This is a genomic window from Brucella sp. MAB-22, assembly GCF_025908475.1.
In the GTDB taxonomy this organism is placed as follows: Bacteria; Pseudomonadota; Alphaproteobacteria; order Rhizobiales; family Rhizobiaceae; genus Brucella; species Brucella anthropi.
The window spans coordinates 1,884,458-1,904,659 of the sequence record NZ_CP109781.1; the positions used below are offsets into that span (position 1 = coordinate 1,884,458).

Genomic DNA, 20,202 nt, shown 5'->3' on the forward strand with positions numbered 1-20,202 from the left:
ATGCCATGCGCGCTCACGAAAGGCGACTAAAGTTCGCCTTACGTTCCGTTTTCGCACGGCTTTTTCAAAGGGTTTTGTTCAGAACGGAACTGATTTGCACCAGAAAGAAGGCGAAAGTCAAACAAGCAGGACATTTCCGATCAAATTGGATGGAAACGCTGCAGTAGTTGGCATAGAGCGATAGCGGGGAATATTCAGAATACCGAGAGTTTGAAATGCAAAACAGCGCGACAAGCGGCATGGAAGCGCACGTAAAGGGCATGGCGATCATGGTGCTCTCGGTGCTTTTGCTGCCGCTGATGGATGCCATCGGCAAATGGCTCGCCATGGTGGATAATATGCCTCCTGCCACTGTCACCTTCATGCGTTTTTTCATTCAATGCTGGCTGATGTTCTTTATCCTGCTCATCGTTGGTGGTTTCGCCGCGCTGCGAACACAATATCTGGCAGGCAACCTCATTCGCGGCGCGTTGATGGGGTTTGGTGGGCTCTGCTTCTTCACGGCGGTCAAATATATGCCGCTGGCTGATGCTATGGCCGTCTTCTTCGCCGAGCCGCTTATTCTGACGCTCTTTTCGGCAATTTTCCTGAAAGAAAAAGTGGGCTGGAGAAGGTTCAGCGCGGTCGGCATCGGTCTCATCGGCACGATGATCGTGATCCAGCCGAGTTTCGAGATATTCGGTGCTGTCTCACTTCTGCCGTTGGCGACAGCTGTAACCTTTGCCATCTACCTGATCCTGAACCGAAAATACGGTGCGAAGGAAAGCCCGCTGGTCATGCAGTTCTATGCGGGTGTGGGCGGGTGGGTGCTCGCTGGCGTTGCCATGATTTTCGGAACTGCGGCAGGGCTTGGTGATCTGAGTTTCGGTCTGCCGCAAGGCATTCAGCCTTGGCTGCTTTTACTGCTTTTGGGGACGATCGGAACCGTCAGCCATTTGATGGTCGTGCAAGCGTTCAAGCTGGCACCGGCATCCATGCTGGCACCGTTCCAATATCTGGAAATCGTCAATGCGGTTCTGGTCGGCCTGATCGTGTTCGGCGATTTCCCGACACCGTCGAAATGGTGCGGCATCGCGATCATCGTCGGATCGGGCTTCTATGTTTTCATGCGCGAGCGCCGTGTGAAAGTCGACGCCGTGGCCTGAGGCAGAGCTAGAGCGGTTCCAGTTAAAACGGAATCGTGGGACCGCTCTATCTCTTTATTTTATGCTTTATCCAACGCAAAACCGCTTCGCACTTTTGCGGGAAATGCTCTATTTCAGCTGACGGGCTCCGAAGACCGTCTCGAACGCTCTTCCCAAAGCGACGTCCATGTCGCCCATTGTTACCGGCAATCCAAGGTCTACAAGGCTGGTAACGCCATGTTCCGAAATTCCGCAAGGAACGATGCCGGAATAATGGCTGAGATCGGGTTCGACATTGATGGCTATGCCGTGAAAGCTCACCCAGCGACGGAGGCGGATGCCGATAGCAGCAATCTTGTCTTCACACATGCCGCCATTGGCAAGACGCGGCTTTTCAGGCCGTGTAACCCATACGCCGACACGATCCTCACGACGCTCGCCTTTGACGTTGAACTCGGCAAGGCTCTCGATGATCCACTGCTCAAGAGCTGTCACGAAGGCGCGCACGTCCTCGCGGCGGCGTTTCAGGTCGAGCATCACATAGGCAACGCGCTGGCCAGGTCCGTGATAGGTATATTCTCCGCCGCGTCCCGTGTTGAAGACAGGTAGACTGTTCGGGGTCAGGAGATCGTCTGCATTGGCGCTCGTCCCCGCCGTATAAAGCGAGGGATGCTCGACCAGCCACACGAGTTCGTTTGCGGTGCCTTCCCGAATGGCCTGAACACGTGCTTCCATGAAGGCGAGGGCCTCCTCATAGTCCGTCAGCCCTTCGGCAACGATCCAATCGACTGGCGGCGCATCCGCCGGAACCGGCAGGAAATGGACCTCCAGCGCATCGCGTTCGCGCGGCTTTTGTGAAGCTGTCTCGAAAATGGGGAAGGCGGAATTATTCGTCATGATGGCAGCATATGGCGGTTTTGCAGCGCAACCGCCAGATGGCAAAATGCCTCCCCGATCAATGAATCGCGAGCGGCACTTCCTTTTCACAGCGATTGCGTCCTGCCTGCTTGGCCCGATAAAGCGCGCGGTCAGCGGCATTGACGAGATGGCTATAATCGGGATGACCGTTGAATGCTGCAACCCCGATGGACAGCGTTACAGACTGGCGTGCGCCATCGGGAAGGTTCAACGGTTGTTGTGCTATCTGTTTGCGAAGCTCTTCGGCGATTGTAAAAGCTTTGTTCTCGTCGGCTTCTACGAGAGCGACGAGAAACTCTTCGCCACCATAGCGGAACACGAAGTCGCTCGGGCGGCAAAGCGACAGGATCGCTTCGGCCACCTGCTGAAGGACTGCATCGCCACTGCTGTGTCCGTATGTGTCGTTAATGTTCTTGAAGTGATCGATATCGATCATCAAAACGCTCAGATCCATGGCCTTTTGCGAGGCCATGCGCACTTCACGAGTGAGGATCGAAGGCATGAAACGCCGGTTTAGAGCACGTGTCAGTGGGTCACGACCTGTTTCCATCGCGGCGGCCGCCTGAAACAATTCGGACAGCAGGAATTTCACTTCACCGATCTTGGTTTGAAACAGTGCCAACGAAGCCGCAAGGCCGGCGGGGTTGTCTTTGCGTGCGCTGTTGATGGCTGGCAGGAGAACATTGTCGATATGTTCTACATTCCGGCGGATGTTTTCCAACGTGCCGGAGTTGGAGAACATCAGATCAGCCTTGTGTTGCAACCACAATCCGAAATCCGAGCTTGCAAGGGAGTGAAGCGGACTATCGGAATTGCCGTAGAGGTTGAAGAGGAGCGACTGGCTCCACTCCATAAGCGCTGCACGTTGCGATTCGCGTTCAAGCGGAAAATCGTGACTTAGCGTGAAAGCCCGGTAGGCTTCGTCGGTCTGGGCACTTTCGCGCGCGTCCTTGACGAAGGCTTGGCTCATGATTTCGATAGCGATGTCGATGGCATTGCTGACATGTACGATCAGGCGCGCCAGAACCTCTCTTGAGGCAGTTTCCAGTTTCAGTTGACGGACGATTTCGTTTTTCAGCAGGCGCGCGCCTTGCATGACGACGTGGATAGGCACATCGATGCGGGCGTGAACCTCGCCAACCTTGCGCTGTTCACGAATGAATGCCTCAACATCGTCGGCTGTTCTCTGGAACATTTTCAACAGCCAGTCGCTCAGTGAATTGTGCAAACGTTCCTGCACCATTTTCTGGGACAGGAATGTCGCTGCATCACGATTGTTCATAAGGCGATTATAGAAAACACCGACAAACTGCTCGCGGTGACGGTCAATCAGATCACGGAGAAAGAGAGCATGTTCTTCGGGCAGGCCGCTGACCAGCTCGACCCATTCGGTCTGGGTTGCGCCCAGTCCAGTTTTCGATCCCCATGTCGTGTCGATTTCAGAGGTCGAATAGTCCATGTTCCTGCTCCTTGCGATGGCCGCAAAGCTTCGCCCGCTACCGGTTTTGGACCGGTGCCGGATCGGCCTCGCGGATTGGAGATTCTGCGGCTTTCCCTTTGCTTGGAAAGGGCTGTGTGCGAATTCAACAGGCACCTAATATCCCGACTTTCTTAAAAAGTCTCTCCGCAAAATGGCGGGTTAGTAATTGGGTTTAATTGGCAGCGCTTTTTGTAGAGTGCGGTCGAGATTGATAGAGCGTCGTAAGATTAAGTGACTTTACCAAATGGTTGTTTGGCCTACCTATCTGCGGGCAAGATTCCAATTCTGGCCATCTCTGGAAAGGACTCCGGAATGAGATTTACGTTAATTTCTGCGGCTCTCGCGCTCTTTGCGGTTACCGCTGTCGCTGAAGCAGGCACACCGGTTGCTCCGGCTCCGATTTCGGCTGTAGCCGCCAATAGCGCTGGTTCGGCCATTCAGGTCGACTATCGTTGCCGTCGCGGCATGGTTCGCACGCCGAGCGGTCGCTGTGTTACGGATCGCCGCTGGCGGGATGATCGTCGCGGATGGGATCGTCACTCACCACGTTATTATCACGAACGGGATCGTGATCGCCGCTGGCGCCATGATCGTGATCGTCATCGCGACAGAATCTATATCGAGCCACGTCGTCGCGGCCCGCACAACTAACAAAGAAAAAGAGCAGCGATTTCGCTGCTCTTTTTATACCGGCTCGGCTTGTGTGTCGGAAAGACTGTCAAGTTGCGGAAATACATCCGCTGTCATAGGGGCCAGGACGTCAATCACCAGTCCATCTGGCGCGAAGTTGATGTCGCATTTGGCCCTGAGTTCGCCCGTGAGAACGGAATAGAGCAGCCGCTGGCCGAAGCCACGACGGGTAGGGCGTTCGACTGCAGGTCCTCCGTCTTCAACCCAGCGCATATGAAATTTTCGCTCGCCCTGCCTTTCGAGCACATCCCAGCTGAATTGGACCGTGCCGTTTTCATTGGAGAGCGCGCCGTATTTCACGGCATTGGTCGCGAGTTCGTACAAACCAAGCGAAAGCGAAACCGTTACACGGTCGCTTACCACGAGTTCTGGACCACTGGTTCGGATTCGATGACCGAACGTGCTGTTGAAAGGGGCGAGGGCAGTTTCGCAGATCTGGCTGATCGTTGTGCCCGTCCAGTCCTCCCGAAGCAGCATGTCATGAGCCTGACTAAGCGCTCGCAGCCGCTCACTGAATAGTTCGTTCGCGGTTTGCGGATCGGTGGCATTGCGCAAGGTCTGGTTGGCGATCGATTGCACCATTGCCATTGAGTTCTTGAAACGGTGCGAAATTTCGCGGGTCACAAGTGCCTTGTCAGCCTCGGCTTTTTTGCGTTCGGTGACGTCGATGACGATACCCAGAAGCGCAGGTGATTTGCCGAGGAGAGCTTTGGCTCGTGTTTCCACCCAGCGCACCTGTCCCAGCCTGTTGGTAATGCGATATTCAACCCGGAAAGATTTGCCTGTGGCAAAAGATTCCTGCGAACGCTGGATAAGCGTTATCCGGTCTTCAAGCACCACCATGTCGATGATCTTGTCGTAGTTGACTGGTTCGTCCGGCGTCAGTCCGAAAATGCGACGATATTCGGCCGAGCAGCTAATCTCCCCGGTCGTGTAATCCCGCGTCCAGAAACCGACATTCGCCACTTCAACGATATACTGGAGTTGGTCGCTGCTACGCTGCTTTTCAATTGAGAGCGTTTCGCGTTCTTTTTCGAGCTCAACCAGTTTGCCGAGTTCCAGCGTCACATCAAGCTGCGACGAAACAAAGTGATGAAGTTCGCCATTCTCGGTTTTGACCGGGGAGATATGAAGTCGGTTCCAGAACGGCTCGCCAGATTTCTTATAATTGAGAATATCGATCTCAACGGACTGTTCGGCTTCCAATGCCTTATGGATGATCTCGACATGTTTCGGGTCTGTGCCAGGGCCTTGAAGGAAGCGGCAGTTTTTCCCGATGATTTCGTCGGCCTCGTAACCAGTGAGGTTCTGGAAGGCCTCGTTTGCAAAGATGATCGGATTGTCCGGCAGACGCGGATTTGTGATGAGCATTGGCATGGGCGTCAGTTCAACCGCTGCCGTGAAGGGATTCGCTTCCTGGGAGAAAGATGCTCCCAAAACTTTCACGGACGGCTGTACTCTTGTTGCCAATGCAAACCCCACTCACTGAAAACGCTTACAAGCTGTCCTAATTCACGCAAGTTATCTCATTGTCGCTTAATTTGCGAACAAAAATAATGGAGTAGCTCGAACGAAAACATTGGCTCTTTCGTTAAATCATTGATGGAATGGCCATGCATTGCGACGTGAAAATAAGGCATGCACATAATTTACCGACAATATTCAGCGTGCATTCATAAACGGAAAGCAATGATGGCATCATTGAAATGGAGAAGCACAGGATGAACACCTTCAAAAAGATGATGGTTGGCATCGTCGGTGCAAGCTTTCTGATCGGCGCAATGGTTCCGGTCTCGGCTGCACCTGTGATGCCAACTGCGCCTGCGGCAAGTAATGAGAATGTTCAGCAGGTTCGCGATGACCGCTGGCGCCGCGGGCCAGGACATGGAAACTGGGGTGGACACCGACCTGGGTATCGTCCGGGCTGGCATGGTCGTCCTCATCGTCCGGGACCTGGCTATTGGAATGGACACCGCGGTTATCGGCACTACCGTCATGGCTATCGTCGCAGCAATGATGGGTGGTGGTATCCGCTCGCAGCTTTCGGCGCTGGCGCAATCATTGGTGGTGCAATTGCGGCTCCGCCGCCCCCACCGGTCTATCGCGCGCCTGCTTACGGTTACAGCAACTCGCATGTCCAGTGGTGTTATAATCGTTATCGGTCCTATCGGGCTTCCGACAACACTTTCCAGCCGTATAACGGTCCTCGTCAGCAGTGTTATTCGCCATACTGACAGTGGAAATTTGTTAAACTCAATGAAGCCGCCCTTCATGGGCGGCTTTGTTTTTGTGGACTAAGTCTATCAACTGTATCCGTGAGTAATTGTCATCCATATCAGTGCATTCTAAAAGGCGGCGGGATAAGATTCCGGGGTGCATTTGTTGAATCGCTTCGGTCTCCCCATTTCATAATGAAGCGCTAAAGGAGACGGGATGCGCCAGATTTTACCCAAGGCTTTGGCCGGTATAGTTATACTCGGCGTACTGAGCGTAGTACTTGGTTCCTGGTACACGATTGACGAAGGTGAGCGCGGCGTTGTTTTGCGCTATGGGGCGGTTTCCGGCGTTGCACAACCGGGGCTGGGCTTCAAAATTCCGGTGATCGATTCGATTGTGCGAATATCGGTGCAATCCAAGGCTGCGATCTATAACAGCATGGAAGCCTATAGCCGCGATCAGCAACCAGCTACGATGAACCTGTCGGTCAATTATCGCATTCCGCCAGACCGTGTGGAGGAAGTCTACGCGACCTACGGCGGTGAAGACGGCCTCTTGTCCCGCCTTGTCGAGCGACGCGTTTTTGAGGAAAGCAAGACTGTTTTCGGCAAATTCAATGCTGTGGAAGCCATTCAGGAGCGTAGCCGTCTCAATCAGGAAATTGCGGAGGCAATTCAGAGCAGTGTACGCGGTCCGGTTATTATCGACACGGTGCAGATCGAGAATATCGATTTTTCGGACTCCTATGAGCAGTCCATCGAACAGCGTATGTTGGCCGAAGTTGAAGTGCAACGTCTCCGCCAGAATGCAGAGCGCGAAAAGGTACAGGCTGAAATCACCGTGACGCAGGCAAAGGCTCAAGCAGATGCACGCCGTGCCGAAGCCCAGGCTCAGGCCGATGCGGTTCGTCTGCAGGCTGAAGCCGACGCAGAAGCGATACGGGTAAAGGGCGAGGCGGAAGCAACCGCGATCAAGGCGCGTGGCGATGCACTGCGTGACAATCCGGGTCTTGTCGCACTGACGCAAGCAGAACGATGGGACGGCCAGCTGCCAAGCACGATGCTACCGAACGGGGCGATTCCCATGCTGAACCTGAACAGTTCCCAGACGCAGCAGAAGTCACCTGGCTATTGATATAGTTGCAGAAAGACCAGCTGGGTCGTGACTGTCACGTTTGACGCACATCCCGAAAACCGTTTCACCCTTTTCGGGATGTGTTCTATCCGCCACGCTGGTCATAACCTTCGACGTTTTCTCCGTCCATTTTCTGGCGCAGGTGCTGCTCTAGCCTCATGATCTTGTCTGCGTCCCATCCGGTCACGTCGGTGACTTCCAACCACGCATTGACATAGTGTTCCGGAGCATAAACATGCCCGTGTCCTATCGGCGTGGCGGTCCCAAAAGCCATATCTAGTGCCAATTGCAGCATGGTCACGACAGGATACCACCGCAGTTCCGGTGAAACATCCGGTCCGCGCGGTGCTTGCATCCAGTCAGGTTGACGATAGAACGATAGACTGTCGAAGAATGTCACCGGATCGCTGGCATATTGCAGATACACCACCCGCAACGGCCCCCAGCGGGTTCCATTTCCCGGCGCTTCACCATGCTGATTCATGAAACGGGCAAAGGAGCCGTCTCGGAACACTGGTAGCCATTCTGGAGTTCCAGGGTTTCTTCGTCTGGTCATGGCTTTCCAATCCCTGCTCGGGAAAGGTGGCCCGCTCCACAAGGCACCGTTGATTGGATCGTCAAGCATTTCGAAAAGCTCGGCTGAGACTTCAGAATTCATCGCCCCAAGGCTCAAGCCATAGAGATACAGACGTGGGCGCTGATCGTGCGGAAGTTCTTTCCAGTAATTATAGACGGTTATGAACAGAGCTCGGGACGCTTCTGCTCCGTATTCGGGTTGGAACAACAACGACAAGGGACTGGAAAGATAGGAATATTGCATGGCAACGCTGGCCACATCGCCATTGTGCAGAAACTCCAGTCCGTCCATGGCTGCTGGATCTACCCACCCTGTACCGGTTGGAGTGATGACGACCAGCACAGAACGTTCAAAACCGTTCTGACGCTTCAGTTCCTCAAGTGCTAGTTCGGCTCGTTGTTCAGGCGTATCGGCTACTTGCAGACCTGCATAGACCCGTATCGGGTCTATAGCCTTTTCGCCAGTCAAGGCAGCAATATCGGCAGCTCCGGGACCCGAGGAAACGAACTCACGTCCAGCCCGCCCAAGCTCGTTCCAGTGTAAAAGCGAAGCGGCGCTGCCAGTCTCGTTCGGTGATGTCGGTTGTGGGCGATCCGGTTCGATCAGAGCGTCAAACTCGCGAAACGAACGATCCAGAACCTTGAAAGTGGACTGGATGAGCAGGCCGTTGGCGATGGTCCAGATGAGCACAACAGTGATCGTAATGCCCAGGACATTGGCTAACCGGCGAGGCATAACGAGTTGTACTTTGGCGGAGACGAATTTCCCTAGTAGAATGAGAAGGCGAACCAGAATTAGCAGAACCAGAAATGTCAGCACAGCTAACGCGGAGACACTCATTGGATAGGCGCTGGGCACCGGCTCCATATCCATGACTGCACGAACTGAGTTCTGCCAGCCCGCGGCAAAATAGAGTGCTACGACGGCCACGGCGAGACAAACCAAACCCACCACAAGATTGGCCCGACTGCGCAGCCGATTCCGGGGTTCAGGCAATTCCAGATAATGCCATAGCCAGCGCCACAATACGCCGATGCCATAACCGGCTCCGAAGGCGACCCCTCCGAGAATTCCCTGCATGACGTAGGTTCGCGGGATAAGGCTGGGGGTGAGGGCTGCGGCGAAAAACAGTGTTCCGAGCGCGATACCCACGCCGGACAAGGAACGTCGGAAATGAGAAAATGCCTTGGTGGCCAGAGACATGAAGCACCACGCAGATTAAGTCATTGGAATGAAACTAGCTGTAGCAAGAGCGGGCGGCAAGGCCCGGCACGGAGAAGCAGGAGCTGAATAGTCCTGGTTAGGCACCTCGCGGTTCAGAATCGCCCCTCTGCTCAGGGTGTTAAGTATCCAAACGAGCATGAAAAGCGCCTGTTTACCGGCATATGGAAGAGGCGGTCTGGCATGGAGTATCCCAAACCTGTGATTTTTTTGAATTTATGTTGAAGAAACCTGATTTTATGGTGTTGACCAATCCGTAAGCCGCCCTTATGTTCCGCCGCACTTCCGGGGGCGATTTGCTCCTACAGGGAGCGCGTAGCTCAGCCGGTAGAGCAACTGACTTTTAATCAGTAGGTCCAGGGTTCGAATCCCTGCGCGCTCACCACTTTCTCTTCAAATTGGTTCATTTCACCTTTGTCGCAGTGACTTTGCATTGCAAGAATGCCATGAGCGATCATGACCTTGCGTAGAAGAATTGTTGGCGATCGGTCGGATACCGCCCTTTGGGTTGTATCGCTGACGCTTGTTATTCTTCTGCAAGGGCTGGTAACGGCATACGCGCAGGCTTCCATGGCGGCGTGGAGCGCTGGTCCCTCGTCCGTGATCTGTTCAGTCCACACGACGCGGGCAGATGCGAACGCTCCCCTGAAAGATCTCGCCAGACATTGCTGCTCGACCCTATGTCAGGCCGCGTGTGCCATTGGGACAGGATTGCCAGAACAGCCTGTCACCGTGTCTTTCGATTCGATTGTTGCGAAAGACACGGTCGCTTTTCCTCTCGCGGTTCGCGCACCTCCTGGTCAGTTTGTTACGGCTGCTCAAGCCAGAGGGCCTCCCGCTTTGCACGATCTTTGAAAACGACGCCGCCGCCCCGCGACGGCAATTTCATATCGTTTGGAGATATCGATGCAAAATCATGATTTTATCGCGGCAGCCAATGCTGGCTGCCCACGCACTGTGCTGTGCTTCGACTGTTTTTCAAGGAGGGTTCCATGACGGATACGCTTCTTGAAGGAAAAGCTGGGGTACAAGCACGACCGAATACCGCTAGTTCTGCGAACTCCGGCTTCCAGGCCTTCATCACACGGCTTCATTTCTATGTCGGCTTGTTTGTCGGTCCTTTTATCTTGATCGCAGCTGTGACGGGCACGCTTTATGTGCTGACGCCTCAGCTTGAAAACTACATCTACCGTGACCAGTTGCGTACCGCATCGCTTGGAACCTTGCAGCCATTGGCGGACCAGGTGAAGGCGGCCGAAACCTTTATAGGCGAGGGCCCAAAACTTTTTGCCGTGAGGCCTTCAATTGCTCCCGGCTGGAATACACGGGTCATGTTCACCCAGCCTGGATTGGGAGAATCTGAAAGCCGGGCAATCTTCATCGATCCCGTCACGCTGGCCGTAAAGGGCGACCTCGTTGCCTATGGCACAAGTGGGACCTTGCCGTTTCGCGCGGCGATCGACTACCTACACCGCAATCTGATGCTCGGGGATTTTGGACGTTACTACAGTGAACTCGCTGCATCCTGGCTGTGGATCGCGGCTCTAGGCGGCACTCTGCTTTGGTGGTGGAATCGGAAGATCCGGCGAAAACAAAAACAAACGAAAAATCTCCATCTGAAGACCCGTCGCTTTCACAGTCAGGTCGGTATCTGGATAGCTGTCGGTCTTTTGTTCCTTTCGGCAACCGGCATGACCTGGTCGCAATTGGCGGGGGAAAGGATTGATCAGTTCAGAGCGGCGGTTGGCTGGATTACGCCTTCAGTCTCGACAGTTCTGAATAAGGCGACAGAATCTAGCCAAGAGAGTGCGCATCAGGACCATGGCGGCATGCCGATGCCGTCCGGAACAGGGGATGCGCAGGATCATGTCGGACAGCTGGATAGTGTTTATCTGGCTGCACAACAGGCAGGACTCGATTCCCCGATGCTTGAAATCCGACTGCCCCGTTCATCGGATCAAGGCTGGCTGGTGCGTGAATATGACCGTTCCTGGCCGACACAAGTGGATACGATTGCTCTCGACCCCCGAAATATGGAGGTTATCAGTCGAGCTGACTTCGAGAGTTTTCCGCTTATCGCAAAATTGATCCGCTGGGGTATCGATCTCCATATGGGTGTCCTGTTCGGGGTCACTAATCAGATCGTGATGGCTGCGCTCGGCCTCTCGCTGATTGTGATGATTGTCTATGGCTATCGCATCTGGTGGCAGCGTCGCCCGCCTGCCGGATCAATGCCCAGAACGTTGATCGCAAGCTGGAGACGTCTCACTGCCGCGCAACAGATTGGGATCGCAATCGCTGCTGTATTTGTAGGTTGGACGCTGCCATTGGTCGGTATCAGTCTGATTGTATTCTTGCTGGTTGATTCCGTGCGCTGGTGGTTTGGCGGTCAAAAACCTGTCGGGCGCTAAATCAACAGGCTGGCGCCCGGAAGACGGGCGCCAGCTCTGGCTTAATTATCAACTGGCCGGTCGTGGTGGCAATCCGGCGCGGACGCGCATCTTTTCCAGAAGACTGGCGGCAATTGGCTCATAATTTTCATCGAAATGATGACCGCCGGCCAGTTTCATGACTTCCATCCCTTTGAGCTCGGCAGCTGTGCAGGCGGTATCGTCTTCTTCTTCGCCATAGACGCAAACAACCCGATCAAGCGGGATTGTCGAGATAGCAGGAACGACATCCTTGTCGCCATCCATTCCGAGCCAGCCTTCAATCGAAACCTGGAAGGTCGTCGTCGTCTCGACACCGAGAAGCCCGATCATTTTCGTCCGGTCTTGTATGGAAGGGTCGAGATATTTCCAGGCAAAGGGGAATGTATCGGCGCCGAATGAGTAGCCCAGAACTGCAACCGGCAATTTGTTCGTCGGGTCAGCCTTCTTGATCATGGCCGTCGTGTCATTGGCTATTTCTTCCGGCGTTCGTTCCGACCAGAAATAGCGAAGCGAATCCACACCGATCACGTGAACGCCATGAGCCTGCAGCCATTCACCAATGGATTTGTCGAGATCTCGCCAGCCACCATCACCCGAATAAAAGACGGCAACCATATCGGCTTTGCCGCCTTTGGCGGGAAGATCGACGATAGGCAGGGCTTCGTTTTTGGCGTCCTGATCCGCCATGGCGACGACATTGTCGACAGCCATTTTCAGGCGAGCAGGAAATTCCGGAGCGGATTGAAGCACGGCGACATTTTCCTGGCGGGCTGTAACCGGATTGTTGACCGGCGATCCGCTGGGACCGACCACAAGGGCAGGGGCGGGAATTGCCGCGTTGAAGCCATAGGTGAAGCCGCCATCGGGTGCCTTGGTCGCGTCGGCTTTCTCGGTGCAGGAAGGCAGACGGGTCTTGGCCGGGACCGGATCAAGCGATACCGCACCTGCAATCGTCGCATCCGGAGAATCCGAGGCTGCGGCATATGCGATGGTAGCGCCTTGTCCAACGCCTGTCAGAACGGGATGAAAATAGACGCCCAAATCAAGTCCACGCAGAGCCTCCTTGGCGATGGCTTCGAAATCCGAGTCCAGATAGTTGCAATCGCCATCTTCCTTATCGAGGGCGGCGCGCCACGGACCGAGTTCGACCGGCAGAACGATCATGTTCCGGGCAAGCATGGCGTCCATGAAGCTCTTCTCCCGGTCGCTCATACCTCCTTCGTCACTCAGTAAAATCGCAAGGCCGACGGGATCGTTCTTCGGCATGTAGACCGGAATATTGGACAGTCTTTCAGCACTGGCGTGGATGACCGGTTCATCGGAATCGGTGATTTTCGTCCAGAGTCGGGCGATCTTGCCTGTATGCATTGCGCCATACGTGCCCACCGCAGCCACCAACGCCAGTCCAAGAAAAATGAAGAGAACGCGTCTTTTCGTCATTTGCGGATGAACTCCAGAGGACTGCCATTGATGAGGGTTGTGGCATCGAGAAGCGCGCGCGGCGTTTCCAGGCCGCCCGGACAAACCATGTAATGCGGGGTCCAGACTGGATCGAACTTTTCCTTGAAGGCTTTCAGTCCATCAAAATGATAGAGGTCCGCGCCACGCTTGTAGATGAACGAGCCGAAGCGGTTCCATCGGGATGCCAGCCTGCTGCCGCTCAGGCCGGAAAGCGGGGCGGCACCAAGATTGAACCACTTGTAACCTTCTTCCTTGCTGGCCATCAGCAGTTTTGCAAACAGCGCGTCCATAAGAAGCTTGTGTACATTGGGCATGTAGCGCATGAGGTCGACGGTGATTTCATACTTGTCCGCACCACGCCACATATTGGCGAAAGCCACGATTTCTCCGTCACTTTTCAGCACTGCGACGTCGAAGCGTTTCATGTATTCGTCATCGAAGTACCCCAGCGAGAAGCCTTTCTCGCTGCCCGACTTGAAATCGAGCCACGCATCGGAAATCTCGCGCAGGCGTGGAATGAGTGGTGGTACGTCGGCCGCCGGAATGATTTCAAACGTCAGGCCGTCCTTGTCGATCTTGCGGTCGGCATATCGGAATGGCTGGCGACGCGGACCATCGAGCGAGAAATTGGTGAGATCAACACGGGCGACTTCGCCGAGCTTCAGGGCAATCAGTCCCATATCCAGAAACAGGGGCAGGCTTTGCGGGCCAACACCGTAGAATACGGTTCGCAGGGCAAGTTCGTCGGCCAGTGCGTGAAATGACCATGCAAGCTCCTTAGCCGTCTGTCCCTGGCCTATGGGTTCTCCAAGCGCAATCAGGCTGCCCCCTGATTGCGCATACATGATGAAGGCGCTCTTGTCTGGCGCGAGGAGGAATTGCTTGTCACCAAGCATTGCCAAAGCGGCATCCGTATGTGGCCATTGGGCAACGAGATCCGGCACGGCATCAGGTATGGAATAATCCACCTTGCGTTTGCGGTGACCAGCCCGGTTGATAATCGAGTAAAGGCCTACTGCAGCGACCACTGCGAAGACAAGGACAGTCGCACGCAAGAATCGGGGCGCATTGCCGTTCCATGCGAAATCCCACCAGAGGTCATTGGAATATTCCACGTGACGATAGACGAAGAAGCCGAGCCATGTTGAGACAAGCACCGTCGTGCCGACGGTCGCGATCCAGTTCCAGCTTAAATCGAACGGTCCGGAAATCGGGCGGCGATAGAACGAATCCCGGAAGCCCCAAAGTGTGAATGCAGAAATGCAAAGGATGGTCGCTTCTTCCCAGTCAAGGCCTTTGGCGAGGGAAAAGACAGCGCCGCTGAGGAGGAGAATTAGTGCTGCTACCCACGCACGTGCAAGCCGCTTAGACAGACCGCGCGCAACGATCAGCAGCGCGACTCCGACGAGGCTGGCGGCAAGATGCGACATTTCCATGAAAGATTCAGGAACAATGTCGGAGAGCAATTTTACGCGGTAGCGGAGGTCTGGTGTCGCACCGGACACCAGAAGAATGATGCCGCCGAGAAAGATGATGCTGGCAGAAAGGCTCGGGATGAGTGGCTCGACCAGACGTTTGGCGAAGCGCGCCTGCTTGCCGAGCATATGACGTCGCCGCATGATCTCCCATATGAGAATGCCTGCGGTCGCTACAACGAGCGGCATAACCGTATAGATAAGACGGTAGGCGAGAAGCCCCGCAATTGCATCCGGTTTCCCGCCTAGGCCGAGTCCAGCAATGATTGTCGCTTCAAATGCGCCTAGACCGCCCGGAGCATGACTGGCAATGCCCAGCACGATGGCGATGACATAGACTAGCGCGAAAACCGCAAAGCTTGGCACTGCGTCGGCAGGCATGAGTACATAGAGTGTAGCGGCAGCTGCGCCTACATCCACAAGCCCGGCAAAGATCTGGGTCAGAGCGCCTTTTGAGTTCGGCAGGCGCAGACTGAACGAACCCACCGTAAAACTACGCTGTCCATGCGACAGCCAGTAGATCAGCCAGCCGATGCCACCCAGAATGGCGATACCGGCGACGATATCGATTCGGGAATCGATGGCGGAAAGCCAGGGAACATCCTGCGGGTCGATAAGAAGCGCTGCACCGACCATGATGATCAGTGCGAACCAGATTGCGAACCATGATGTCCCGACAATCTTGCCGATATCGGCAAGGCTAACACCCTCCGCAGCATAGATGCGATAACGCAATGCGCCGCCGGTCAGCAGGGAAAACCCAAGCGCGTTGGAGATTGCGTAGCCGGCAGCACCTGCGACGGCAGCGATGCGGCGCGGTATTTGGTTGGGCGCAATCGTATCGACAGCCACCACATCGTAGAGTGCGACGGCTGCGTAGCTCAGGACTGTGAAGAACACAGCTAAACCAAGTGTCATCCACGAAATGTTGTGGAAGGCAGCGAGTGTTTCCGTGCGAGACGTATTCTGGAGCAGATTCTCCAGCACATAGATCGCCAGCAGCGCAATGGCGATGCCCGCTATTGGAAACAGAAAATGTTGGTATCGCTTGAGCCAGCCAGAATGTCTTGTCGACGTTGCAGGTGGTGTTGAAGGCACTTCATCATCAATAAGGCTCATAGGAACGTCGTCCGGTTGGAGCAATATATTATAAATCGCGCAATGATCTCGATTTAGGGCGAACTTGTGTTCGAGCGAGATGCCGCATTGAAAATATTCTAAGTAGAGCAGAATCTAGTCTATATAAGCCTGTGGTTTGGCCAGACCGCAAGCGATTTGATGAACTGAAAGAGGTATTGGTGCTCGATATTTCATATATGACCGCAGCCGGAGCCGGTGCACTGTCGTTCCTGTCGCCCTGTGTTCTCCCGCTCGTGCCGCCTTATCTGTGTTATATGGCGGGCGTGAGCGTAGAAGATTTTCGCGCAGATAAGGCGACAGCCGTTGCCGCCGCGCCTTCAGCGCGCCGTTCGTTGGCATTTGCGGCAATTTGTTTTGTTCTCGGTTTCACAACTGTTTTTGTGGCGCTCGGCGCTGGAGCTTCGTCCATCGGCGCCTTCCTGCGCGCATGGCAGCAGGAGATCGCAATCGTTGCGGGCGTCGTCATCATATTGATGGGACTGAACTTTCTTGGCATCTTGCGTTTCTCGTTCCTGTCCCGCGAAGCTCGTTTTCAGGCACGCAACGCTCCGGCATCGCCGCTTGGAGCCTATGTCATGGGACTGGCATTCGCCTTCGGCTGGACGCCGTGCATCGGGCCTGTTCTTGGGCCGATTCTGACGCTTGCAGGCGGCAGCAGCACGGTTGGTGAGGGCGCGTTATTGCTGGCAACCTATTCGCTTGGCCTTGGCATTCCGTTTTTGATTGCCGCCCTTTTTTCCGGCGCATTCATGCGGTTTCTTTCACGTTTCCGCGTGCATCTCGGCAAGGTGGAGAAAGCAATGGGCGCGCTTCTGGTCGCTGCAGGTGTCCTGTTCCTGACCGGAGGCATGCAATCCTTCTCGTTCTGGCTGCTTGAGAATTTCCCCGCGCTCGGGCGGTTGGGTTAAAGGTTTGGCAGCAGCCCGTAAGTTTTCATAGACGCTTTGATGTTAAGAGCGAAAATCATCTCAATTTTCTGGACGATACCATGACAGACCGTACCTGCCTTTCCATCGTACTTGCTGCTGGCGAAGGCACACGCATGAAATCCAACTTGCCCAAAGTACTGCATCAGGTGGCAGGCTTGCCGCTGGTCTCTCACGTGGTCACGGCGGTTCAGGGGACCGGAAAGAGCGACATTGCGCTGGTGGTGGGGCGTGGCGCCGACGATGTGCGGGCGGCAGTGGAAAAGAACGCAGGCCCGGTGTCGGCTTTCGAGCAGAAGGAACGCCTGGGCACGGCACATGCGGTTCTCGCTGCCCGCGAAGCGATCGAACGCGGCTATGACGATTTGCTCATCGTTTTTGGCGACACGCCACTGATCGAGGCGCAATCTCTGCAGAAAGCTCGCGAACGACTGGCCGAGGGTGCAGACGTTGTCGTTATCGGTTTCCGCCCAGACAATCCACATGGCTACGGTCGCCTCATCGAGAAAGGCGACAAACTTGTCGCCATCATTGAGGAAAAGGAAGCAACCGAAGAGCAGAAGCAGATCGGATTCTGCAATGGCGGGCTGATGGCGGTTCGCGGTCAACACGCCCTGGCGCTTCTGGACGCGGTGGACAATAACAACGCCAAGGGCGAATATTATCTGACCGATATTGTCGCCATCGCCCATGGCAAGGGCATGAACGTGACGGCCATCGAAGTGCCTGTCGATAATATCATCGGCATCAACAATCGTGTTGAACTGGCCGAAGCCGAAGCCATCTGGCAGGATCGCAAGCGCCGCGAGATGATGCTTGCAGGCGTGACGCTTATTGCACCTGAAACTGTTTTCTTTTCGCATGATACGCTGATCGAAGCCGACGTCATTGTTGAGCCGAACGTGTTTTTTGGTCCTCGCGTGCATGTCGCGACGGGTGCCTTGATCCATTCCTTCTCGCATATGGAAGGTGCTGACGTTGGACCGAAGGCCGAAATCGGGCCGTTTGCGCGCCTGCGTCCGGGCGCAAACCTCGGTGAGAAGACGAAGGTTGGCAACTTCTGCGAAGTGAAAAATGCCACCTTGCACAAAGGCGCGAAGATCAATCACCTAACCTATATCGGCGATGCGACTGTGGGAGCCTCCAGCAATATCGGCGCTGGCACGATCACCTGCAATTACGACGGCTACAACAAATACAAGACGGTGATCGGCGAAAACGCATTTATCGGGTCGAACAGCTCACTGGTCGCGCCGGTGGAAATCGGCGACAATGCTTATATCGCCTCTGGCAGCACGATTACCGACAATGTCCCTGCCGATGCGCTGGCTTTCGGTCGTGCCCGGCAGGAAACAAAAGAGGGGCGGGCGAAGATCCTGCGAGAGAAGTACGCTGCCATCAAAGCGGCTAAAACCGTGACCAAATAAGTCGTCCAATTGTTTAACCGAACGGCAATCCCCTGGGTTGCCGTTCTGCCTTAGAATCTTTAAACCGCGAAGTAACACGCCTGAACGTCGGATTTGGAGCAGCCTATGTGTGGAATTATCGGCATCATCGGAAATAACGAAGTCGCTCCGCTTCTTGTGGATGCACTGAAGCGGCTTGAATATCGCGGCTACGACTCTGCCGGTATTGCCACACTACAGAACGGCCGGCTCGACCGGCGCCGTGCCGAAGGCAAGCTGGTCAATCTGGAAAAGCGCCTGGCCGGAGAGCCGCTTCCCGGCATCATCGGTATCGGCCATACCCGTTGGGCTACGCACGGCAAGCCTGTGGAGCGCAACGCGCATCCGCACATTACTGAGCGTCTTGCGGTCGTCCACAACGGCATTATCGAAAACTTCGCCGAGCTTCGCACCATGCTAGAGGCGGAAGGCTACAAGTTCCAGACGGAAACCGATACCGAAGCGGTTGCGCATCTGGTGACCCGCGAACTGGTAAAAGGCAAGTCTCCGGTCGAAGCCGTGCGCGACAGTCTGCCGATGCTGCATGGTGCCTTCGCACTCGCTTTCCTGTTTGAGGGTGACGAAGAACTCTTGATCGGAGCACGCCAGGGGCCTCCACTCGCCGTCGGTTACGGTGAGGGCGAAATGTTCCTCGGTTCCGACGCTATCGCACTTTCGCCTTTCACGGATACCATCGCCTATCTCGAAGATGGCGACTGGGCCGTGCTGACGCGCAAGGGAGTGACAGTTTACGACGAAAACAACAGCGAAGTTGAGCGGCCGATCCAGAAGACGCAGACGGCGAATATGCTCGTCTCCAAGGGCAATCATCGTCACTTCATGCAGAAAGAGATGTTCGAGCAGCCGGAAGTTATTTCCCACACGCTCGCCAATTATCTCGACTTCACGACGGGCATGGTTCGTCAGGAAGCCATTGATATCGATTTCAGCAAGATCGATCGCCTGACGATTTCGGCTTGCGGCACGGCCTACTATGCGGCTTCTGTTGGCAAATACTGGTTCGAGCAGATCGCGCGACTGCCGGTCGACAGCGATATCGCTTCCGAATTCCGCTATCGCGAAATGCCGCTCTCGAAGGATTCGCTGGCGATGTTCGTGTCCCAGTCGGGTGAAACGGCTGATACGCTGGCTTCACTGCGCTACTGCAAGTCGCAAGGATTGAAGATCGCCGCTGTCGTGAACGTCACCGGCTCGACCATTGCGCGGGAATCCGATGCCGTTTTCCCGACGCTCGCGGGCCCAGAAATTGGCGTTGCTTCCACCAAGGCCTTTACCTGCCAGCTTTCGGCGATAGCCTCGTTGGTAATTGCGGCTGCAAAATCGCGCGGCGCAATCGATGATAAGCGGGAACAGGAACTGGTACGCCAGCTTTCCGAAGCGCCACGTTTCATCAATCAGGTTCTGAAGCTTGAAGACCAGATCGCTGCGGTCTGCCATGAACTGGCCAAGGTCAATCATGTGCTTTATCTCGGTCGCGGCACGTCTTTCCCGCTGGCGATGGAAGGCGCGCTGAAGCTCAAGGAAATTTCTTATATCCACGCTGAAGGCTATGCCGCCGGCGAGTTGAAGCACGGCCCGATTGCGCTGATCGATGAAACCATGCCGGTTATCGTCATCGCGCCGTCTGACCGTCTTTATGAGAAGACCGTTTCCAACATGCAGGAAGTTGCAGCACGCGGCGGTCGCATCATTCTCATCACCGACAAGAAGGGTGCCGAGGCAGCAAGTATCGACACGATGGCAACCATCATTCTGCCGGATGTGCCGGAATTCATCACGCCGCTCGTCTATGCGCTGCCGATCCAGATGCTGGCTTATCATACAGCCGTTCTGATGGGGACGGATGTCGATCAGCCACGCAATCTCGCAAAGTCGGTAACTGTCGAGTAAATTCAGCTTGTTATAGCAAAAACTCGATAAGTTAATAGAAATGGCGGCTGA

The 20,202-nt window shown here is 55.0% G+C and carries 14 protein-coding genes and 1 tRNA gene; 9 read left to right on the forward strand and 6 right to left on the reverse strand.

What is annotated here, in order from left to right:
* Window positions 1-215: 215 nt before the first annotated feature.
* The gene (locus tag OHI65_RS08715; RefSeq protein WP_029927321.1) at window positions 216-1,145 is read left to right on the forward strand and encodes a DMT family transporter; all 930 of its coding nucleotides are present in this window, start codon (window positions 216-218) and stop codon (window positions 1,143-1,145) included.
* Window positions 1,146-1,253: 108 nt separating this feature from the next.
* Here OHI65_RS08715 and lipB read toward each other — a convergent pair whose 3' ends face one another.
* Both lipB and OHI65_RS08725 read right to left on the reverse strand, forming a co-directional pair.
* Window positions 1,254-2,021 carry a lipoyl(octanoyl) transferase LipB gene (gene lipB / locus OHI65_RS08720; RefSeq protein WP_185758022.1) on the reverse strand — a complete coding sequence of 256 codons (768 nt, stop codon included), beginning with the start codon at window positions 2,019-2,021 and terminating at the stop codon, window positions 1,254-1,256.
* A 58-nt stretch (window positions 2,022-2,079) separates the two neighbouring features.
* Window positions 2,080-3,501: a GGDEF domain-containing protein gene (locus OHI65_RS08725; protein ID WP_012093038.1), complete on the reverse strand. Its 1,422-nt coding sequence runs from the start codon at window positions 3,499-3,501 to the stop codon at window positions 2,080-2,082.
* Between the two features lie 333 nt (window positions 3,502-3,834).
* On the opposite strand from OHI65_RS08725, the gene OHI65_RS08730 reads away from it, so the two are divergent.
* The gene (locus OHI65_RS08730) at window positions 3,835-4,173 is read left to right on the forward strand and encodes a hypothetical protein (protein WP_125302068.1); all 339 of its coding nucleotides are present in this window, start codon (window positions 3,835-3,837) and stop codon (window positions 4,171-4,173) included.
* A gap of 33 nt (window positions 4,174-4,206) precedes the next feature.
* On the opposite strand, the gene OHI65_RS08735 is transcribed toward OHI65_RS08730, so the two are convergent.
* Window positions 4,207-5,682: an HWE histidine kinase domain-containing protein gene (locus OHI65_RS08735; protein WP_125302065.1), complete on the reverse strand. Its 1,476-nt coding sequence runs from the start codon at window positions 5,680-5,682 to the stop codon at window positions 4,207-4,209.
* A gap of 251 nt (window positions 5,683-5,933) precedes the next feature.
* On the opposite strand from OHI65_RS08735, the gene OHI65_RS08740 reads away from it, so the two are divergent.
* Both OHI65_RS08740 and OHI65_RS08745 read left to right on the forward strand, forming a co-directional pair.
* Entirely contained in the window at window positions 5,934-6,446 is a 513-nt protein-coding gene (locus OHI65_RS08740; RefSeq protein WP_125302062.1) for a BA14K family protein, read from the forward strand.
* Between the two features lie 199 nt (window positions 6,447-6,645).
* On the forward strand, window positions 6,646-7,563 hold the full coding sequence (locus OHI65_RS08745) for a prohibitin family protein (protein ID WP_125302060.1): 918 nt from the start codon (window positions 6,646-6,648) through the stop codon (window positions 7,561-7,563).
* 85 nt (window positions 7,564-7,648) lie between these two features.
* Here the strand turns inward: OHI65_RS08745 and OHI65_RS08750 are convergent, their stop codons facing one another.
* The gene (locus OHI65_RS08750) at window positions 7,649-9,343 is read right to left on the reverse strand and encodes an alpha/beta hydrolase (RefSeq protein WP_125302057.1); all 1,695 of its coding nucleotides are present in this window, start codon (window positions 9,341-9,343) and stop codon (window positions 7,649-7,651) included.
* A gap of 327 nt (window positions 9,344-9,670) precedes the next feature.
* On the opposite strand from OHI65_RS08750, the gene OHI65_RS08755 reads away from it, so the two are divergent.
* Window positions 9,671-9,746, forward strand: a tRNA-Lys gene (locus tag OHI65_RS08755).
* 607 nt (window positions 9,747-10,353) lie between these two features.
* Window positions 10,354-11,772, forward strand: coding sequence for a PepSY-associated TM helix domain-containing protein (locus OHI65_RS08760; protein WP_125302054.1), 1,419 nt, complete (start codon window positions 10,354-10,356; stop codon window positions 11,770-11,772).
* A gap of 48 nt (window positions 11,773-11,820) precedes the next feature.
* On the opposite strand, the gene OHI65_RS08765 is transcribed toward OHI65_RS08760, so the two are convergent.
* Together OHI65_RS08765 and mprF are read right to left on the reverse strand one after the other, a co-directional pair.
* A complete protein-coding gene (locus OHI65_RS08765; RefSeq protein ID WP_185755982.1) occupies window positions 11,821-13,233 on the reverse strand; it encodes a virulence factor family protein in 1,413 nt (470 codons plus the stop codon).
* Complete coding sequence (mprF, locus tag OHI65_RS08770) at window positions 13,230-15,848, reverse strand: bifunctional lysylphosphatidylglycerol flippase/synthetase MprF (RefSeq protein WP_012093030.1); 2,619 nt, start codon at window positions 15,846-15,848, stop codon at window positions 13,230-13,232. Before mprF ends, OHI65_RS08765 begins: the two co-directional genes overlap by 4 nt.
* 179 nt (window positions 15,849-16,027) lie before the next feature.
* On the opposite strand from mprF, the gene OHI65_RS08775 reads away from it, so the two are divergent.
* The 3 genes from OHI65_RS08775 to glmS all read left to right on the forward strand — a co-directional run bounded on the left by OHI65_RS08775 (window position 16,028) and on the right by glmS (window position 20,151).
* Entirely contained in the window at window positions 16,028-16,777 is a 750-nt protein-coding gene (locus OHI65_RS08775) for a cytochrome c biogenesis CcdA family protein (protein ID WP_012093029.1), read from the forward strand.
* Window positions 16,778-16,857: 80 nt separating this feature from the next.
* Entirely contained in the window at window positions 16,858-18,222 is a 1,365-nt protein-coding gene (glmU, locus tag OHI65_RS08780; RefSeq protein WP_125302051.1) for a bifunctional UDP-N-acetylglucosamine diphosphorylase/glucosamine-1-phosphate N-acetyltransferase GlmU, read from the forward strand.
* 105 nt (window positions 18,223-18,327) lie between these two features.
* Complete coding sequence (glmS, locus tag OHI65_RS08785) at window positions 18,328-20,151, forward strand: glutamine--fructose-6-phosphate transaminase (isomerizing) (protein WP_125302049.1); 1,824 nt, start codon at window positions 18,328-18,330, stop codon at window positions 20,149-20,151.
* Window positions 20,152-20,202 lie beyond the last annotated feature (51 nt).

What these genes read in the sequence shown, in the direction of transcription:
- glmS (WP_125302049.1), top strand. Translation starts at nt 18,328, where the DNA reads ATGTGTGGAATTATCGGCATCATCGGAAATAACGAAGTCGCTCCGCTT.
- OHI65_RS08745 (WP_125302060.1), top strand. Translation starts at nt 6,646, where the DNA reads ATGCGCCAGATTTTACCCAAGGCTTTGGCCGGTATAGTTATACTCGGC.
- OHI65_RS08765 (WP_185755982.1), bottom strand. Translation starts at nt 13,233, where the DNA reads ATGACGAAAAGACGCGTTCTCTTCATTTTTCTTGGACTGGCGTTGGTG.
- lipB (WP_185758022.1), bottom strand. Translation starts at nt 2,021, where the DNA reads ATGACGAATAATTCCGCCTTCCCCATTTTCGAGACAGCTTCACAAAAG.
- OHI65_RS08730 (WP_125302068.1), top strand. Translation starts at nt 3,835, where the DNA reads ATGAGATTTACGTTAATTTCTGCGGCTCTCGCGCTCTTTGCGGTTACC.
- OHI65_RS08740 (WP_125302062.1), top strand. Translation starts at nt 5,934, where the DNA reads ATGAACACCTTCAAAAAGATGATGGTTGGCATCGTCGGTGCAAGCTTT.
- glmU (WP_125302051.1), top strand. Translation starts at nt 16,858, where the DNA reads ATGACAGACCGTACCTGCCTTTCCATCGTACTTGCTGCTGGCGAAGGC.
- OHI65_RS08725 (WP_012093038.1), bottom strand. Translation starts at nt 3,501, where the DNA reads ATGGACTATTCGACCTCTGAAATCGACACGACATGGGGATCGAAAACT.
- mprF (WP_012093030.1), bottom strand. Translation starts at nt 15,848, where the DNA reads ATGAGCCTTATTGATGATGAAGTGCCTTCAACACCACCTGCAACGTCG.
- OHI65_RS08715 (WP_029927321.1), top strand. Translation starts at nt 216, where the DNA reads ATGCAAAACAGCGCGACAAGCGGCATGGAAGCGCACGTAAAGGGCATG.
- OHI65_RS08760 (WP_125302054.1), top strand. Translation starts at nt 10,354, where the DNA reads ATGACGGATACGCTTCTTGAAGGAAAAGCTGGGGTACAAGCACGACCG.
- OHI65_RS08750 (WP_125302057.1), bottom strand. Translation starts at nt 9,343, where the DNA reads ATGTCTCTGGCCACCAAGGCATTTTCTCATTTCCGACGTTCCTTGTCC.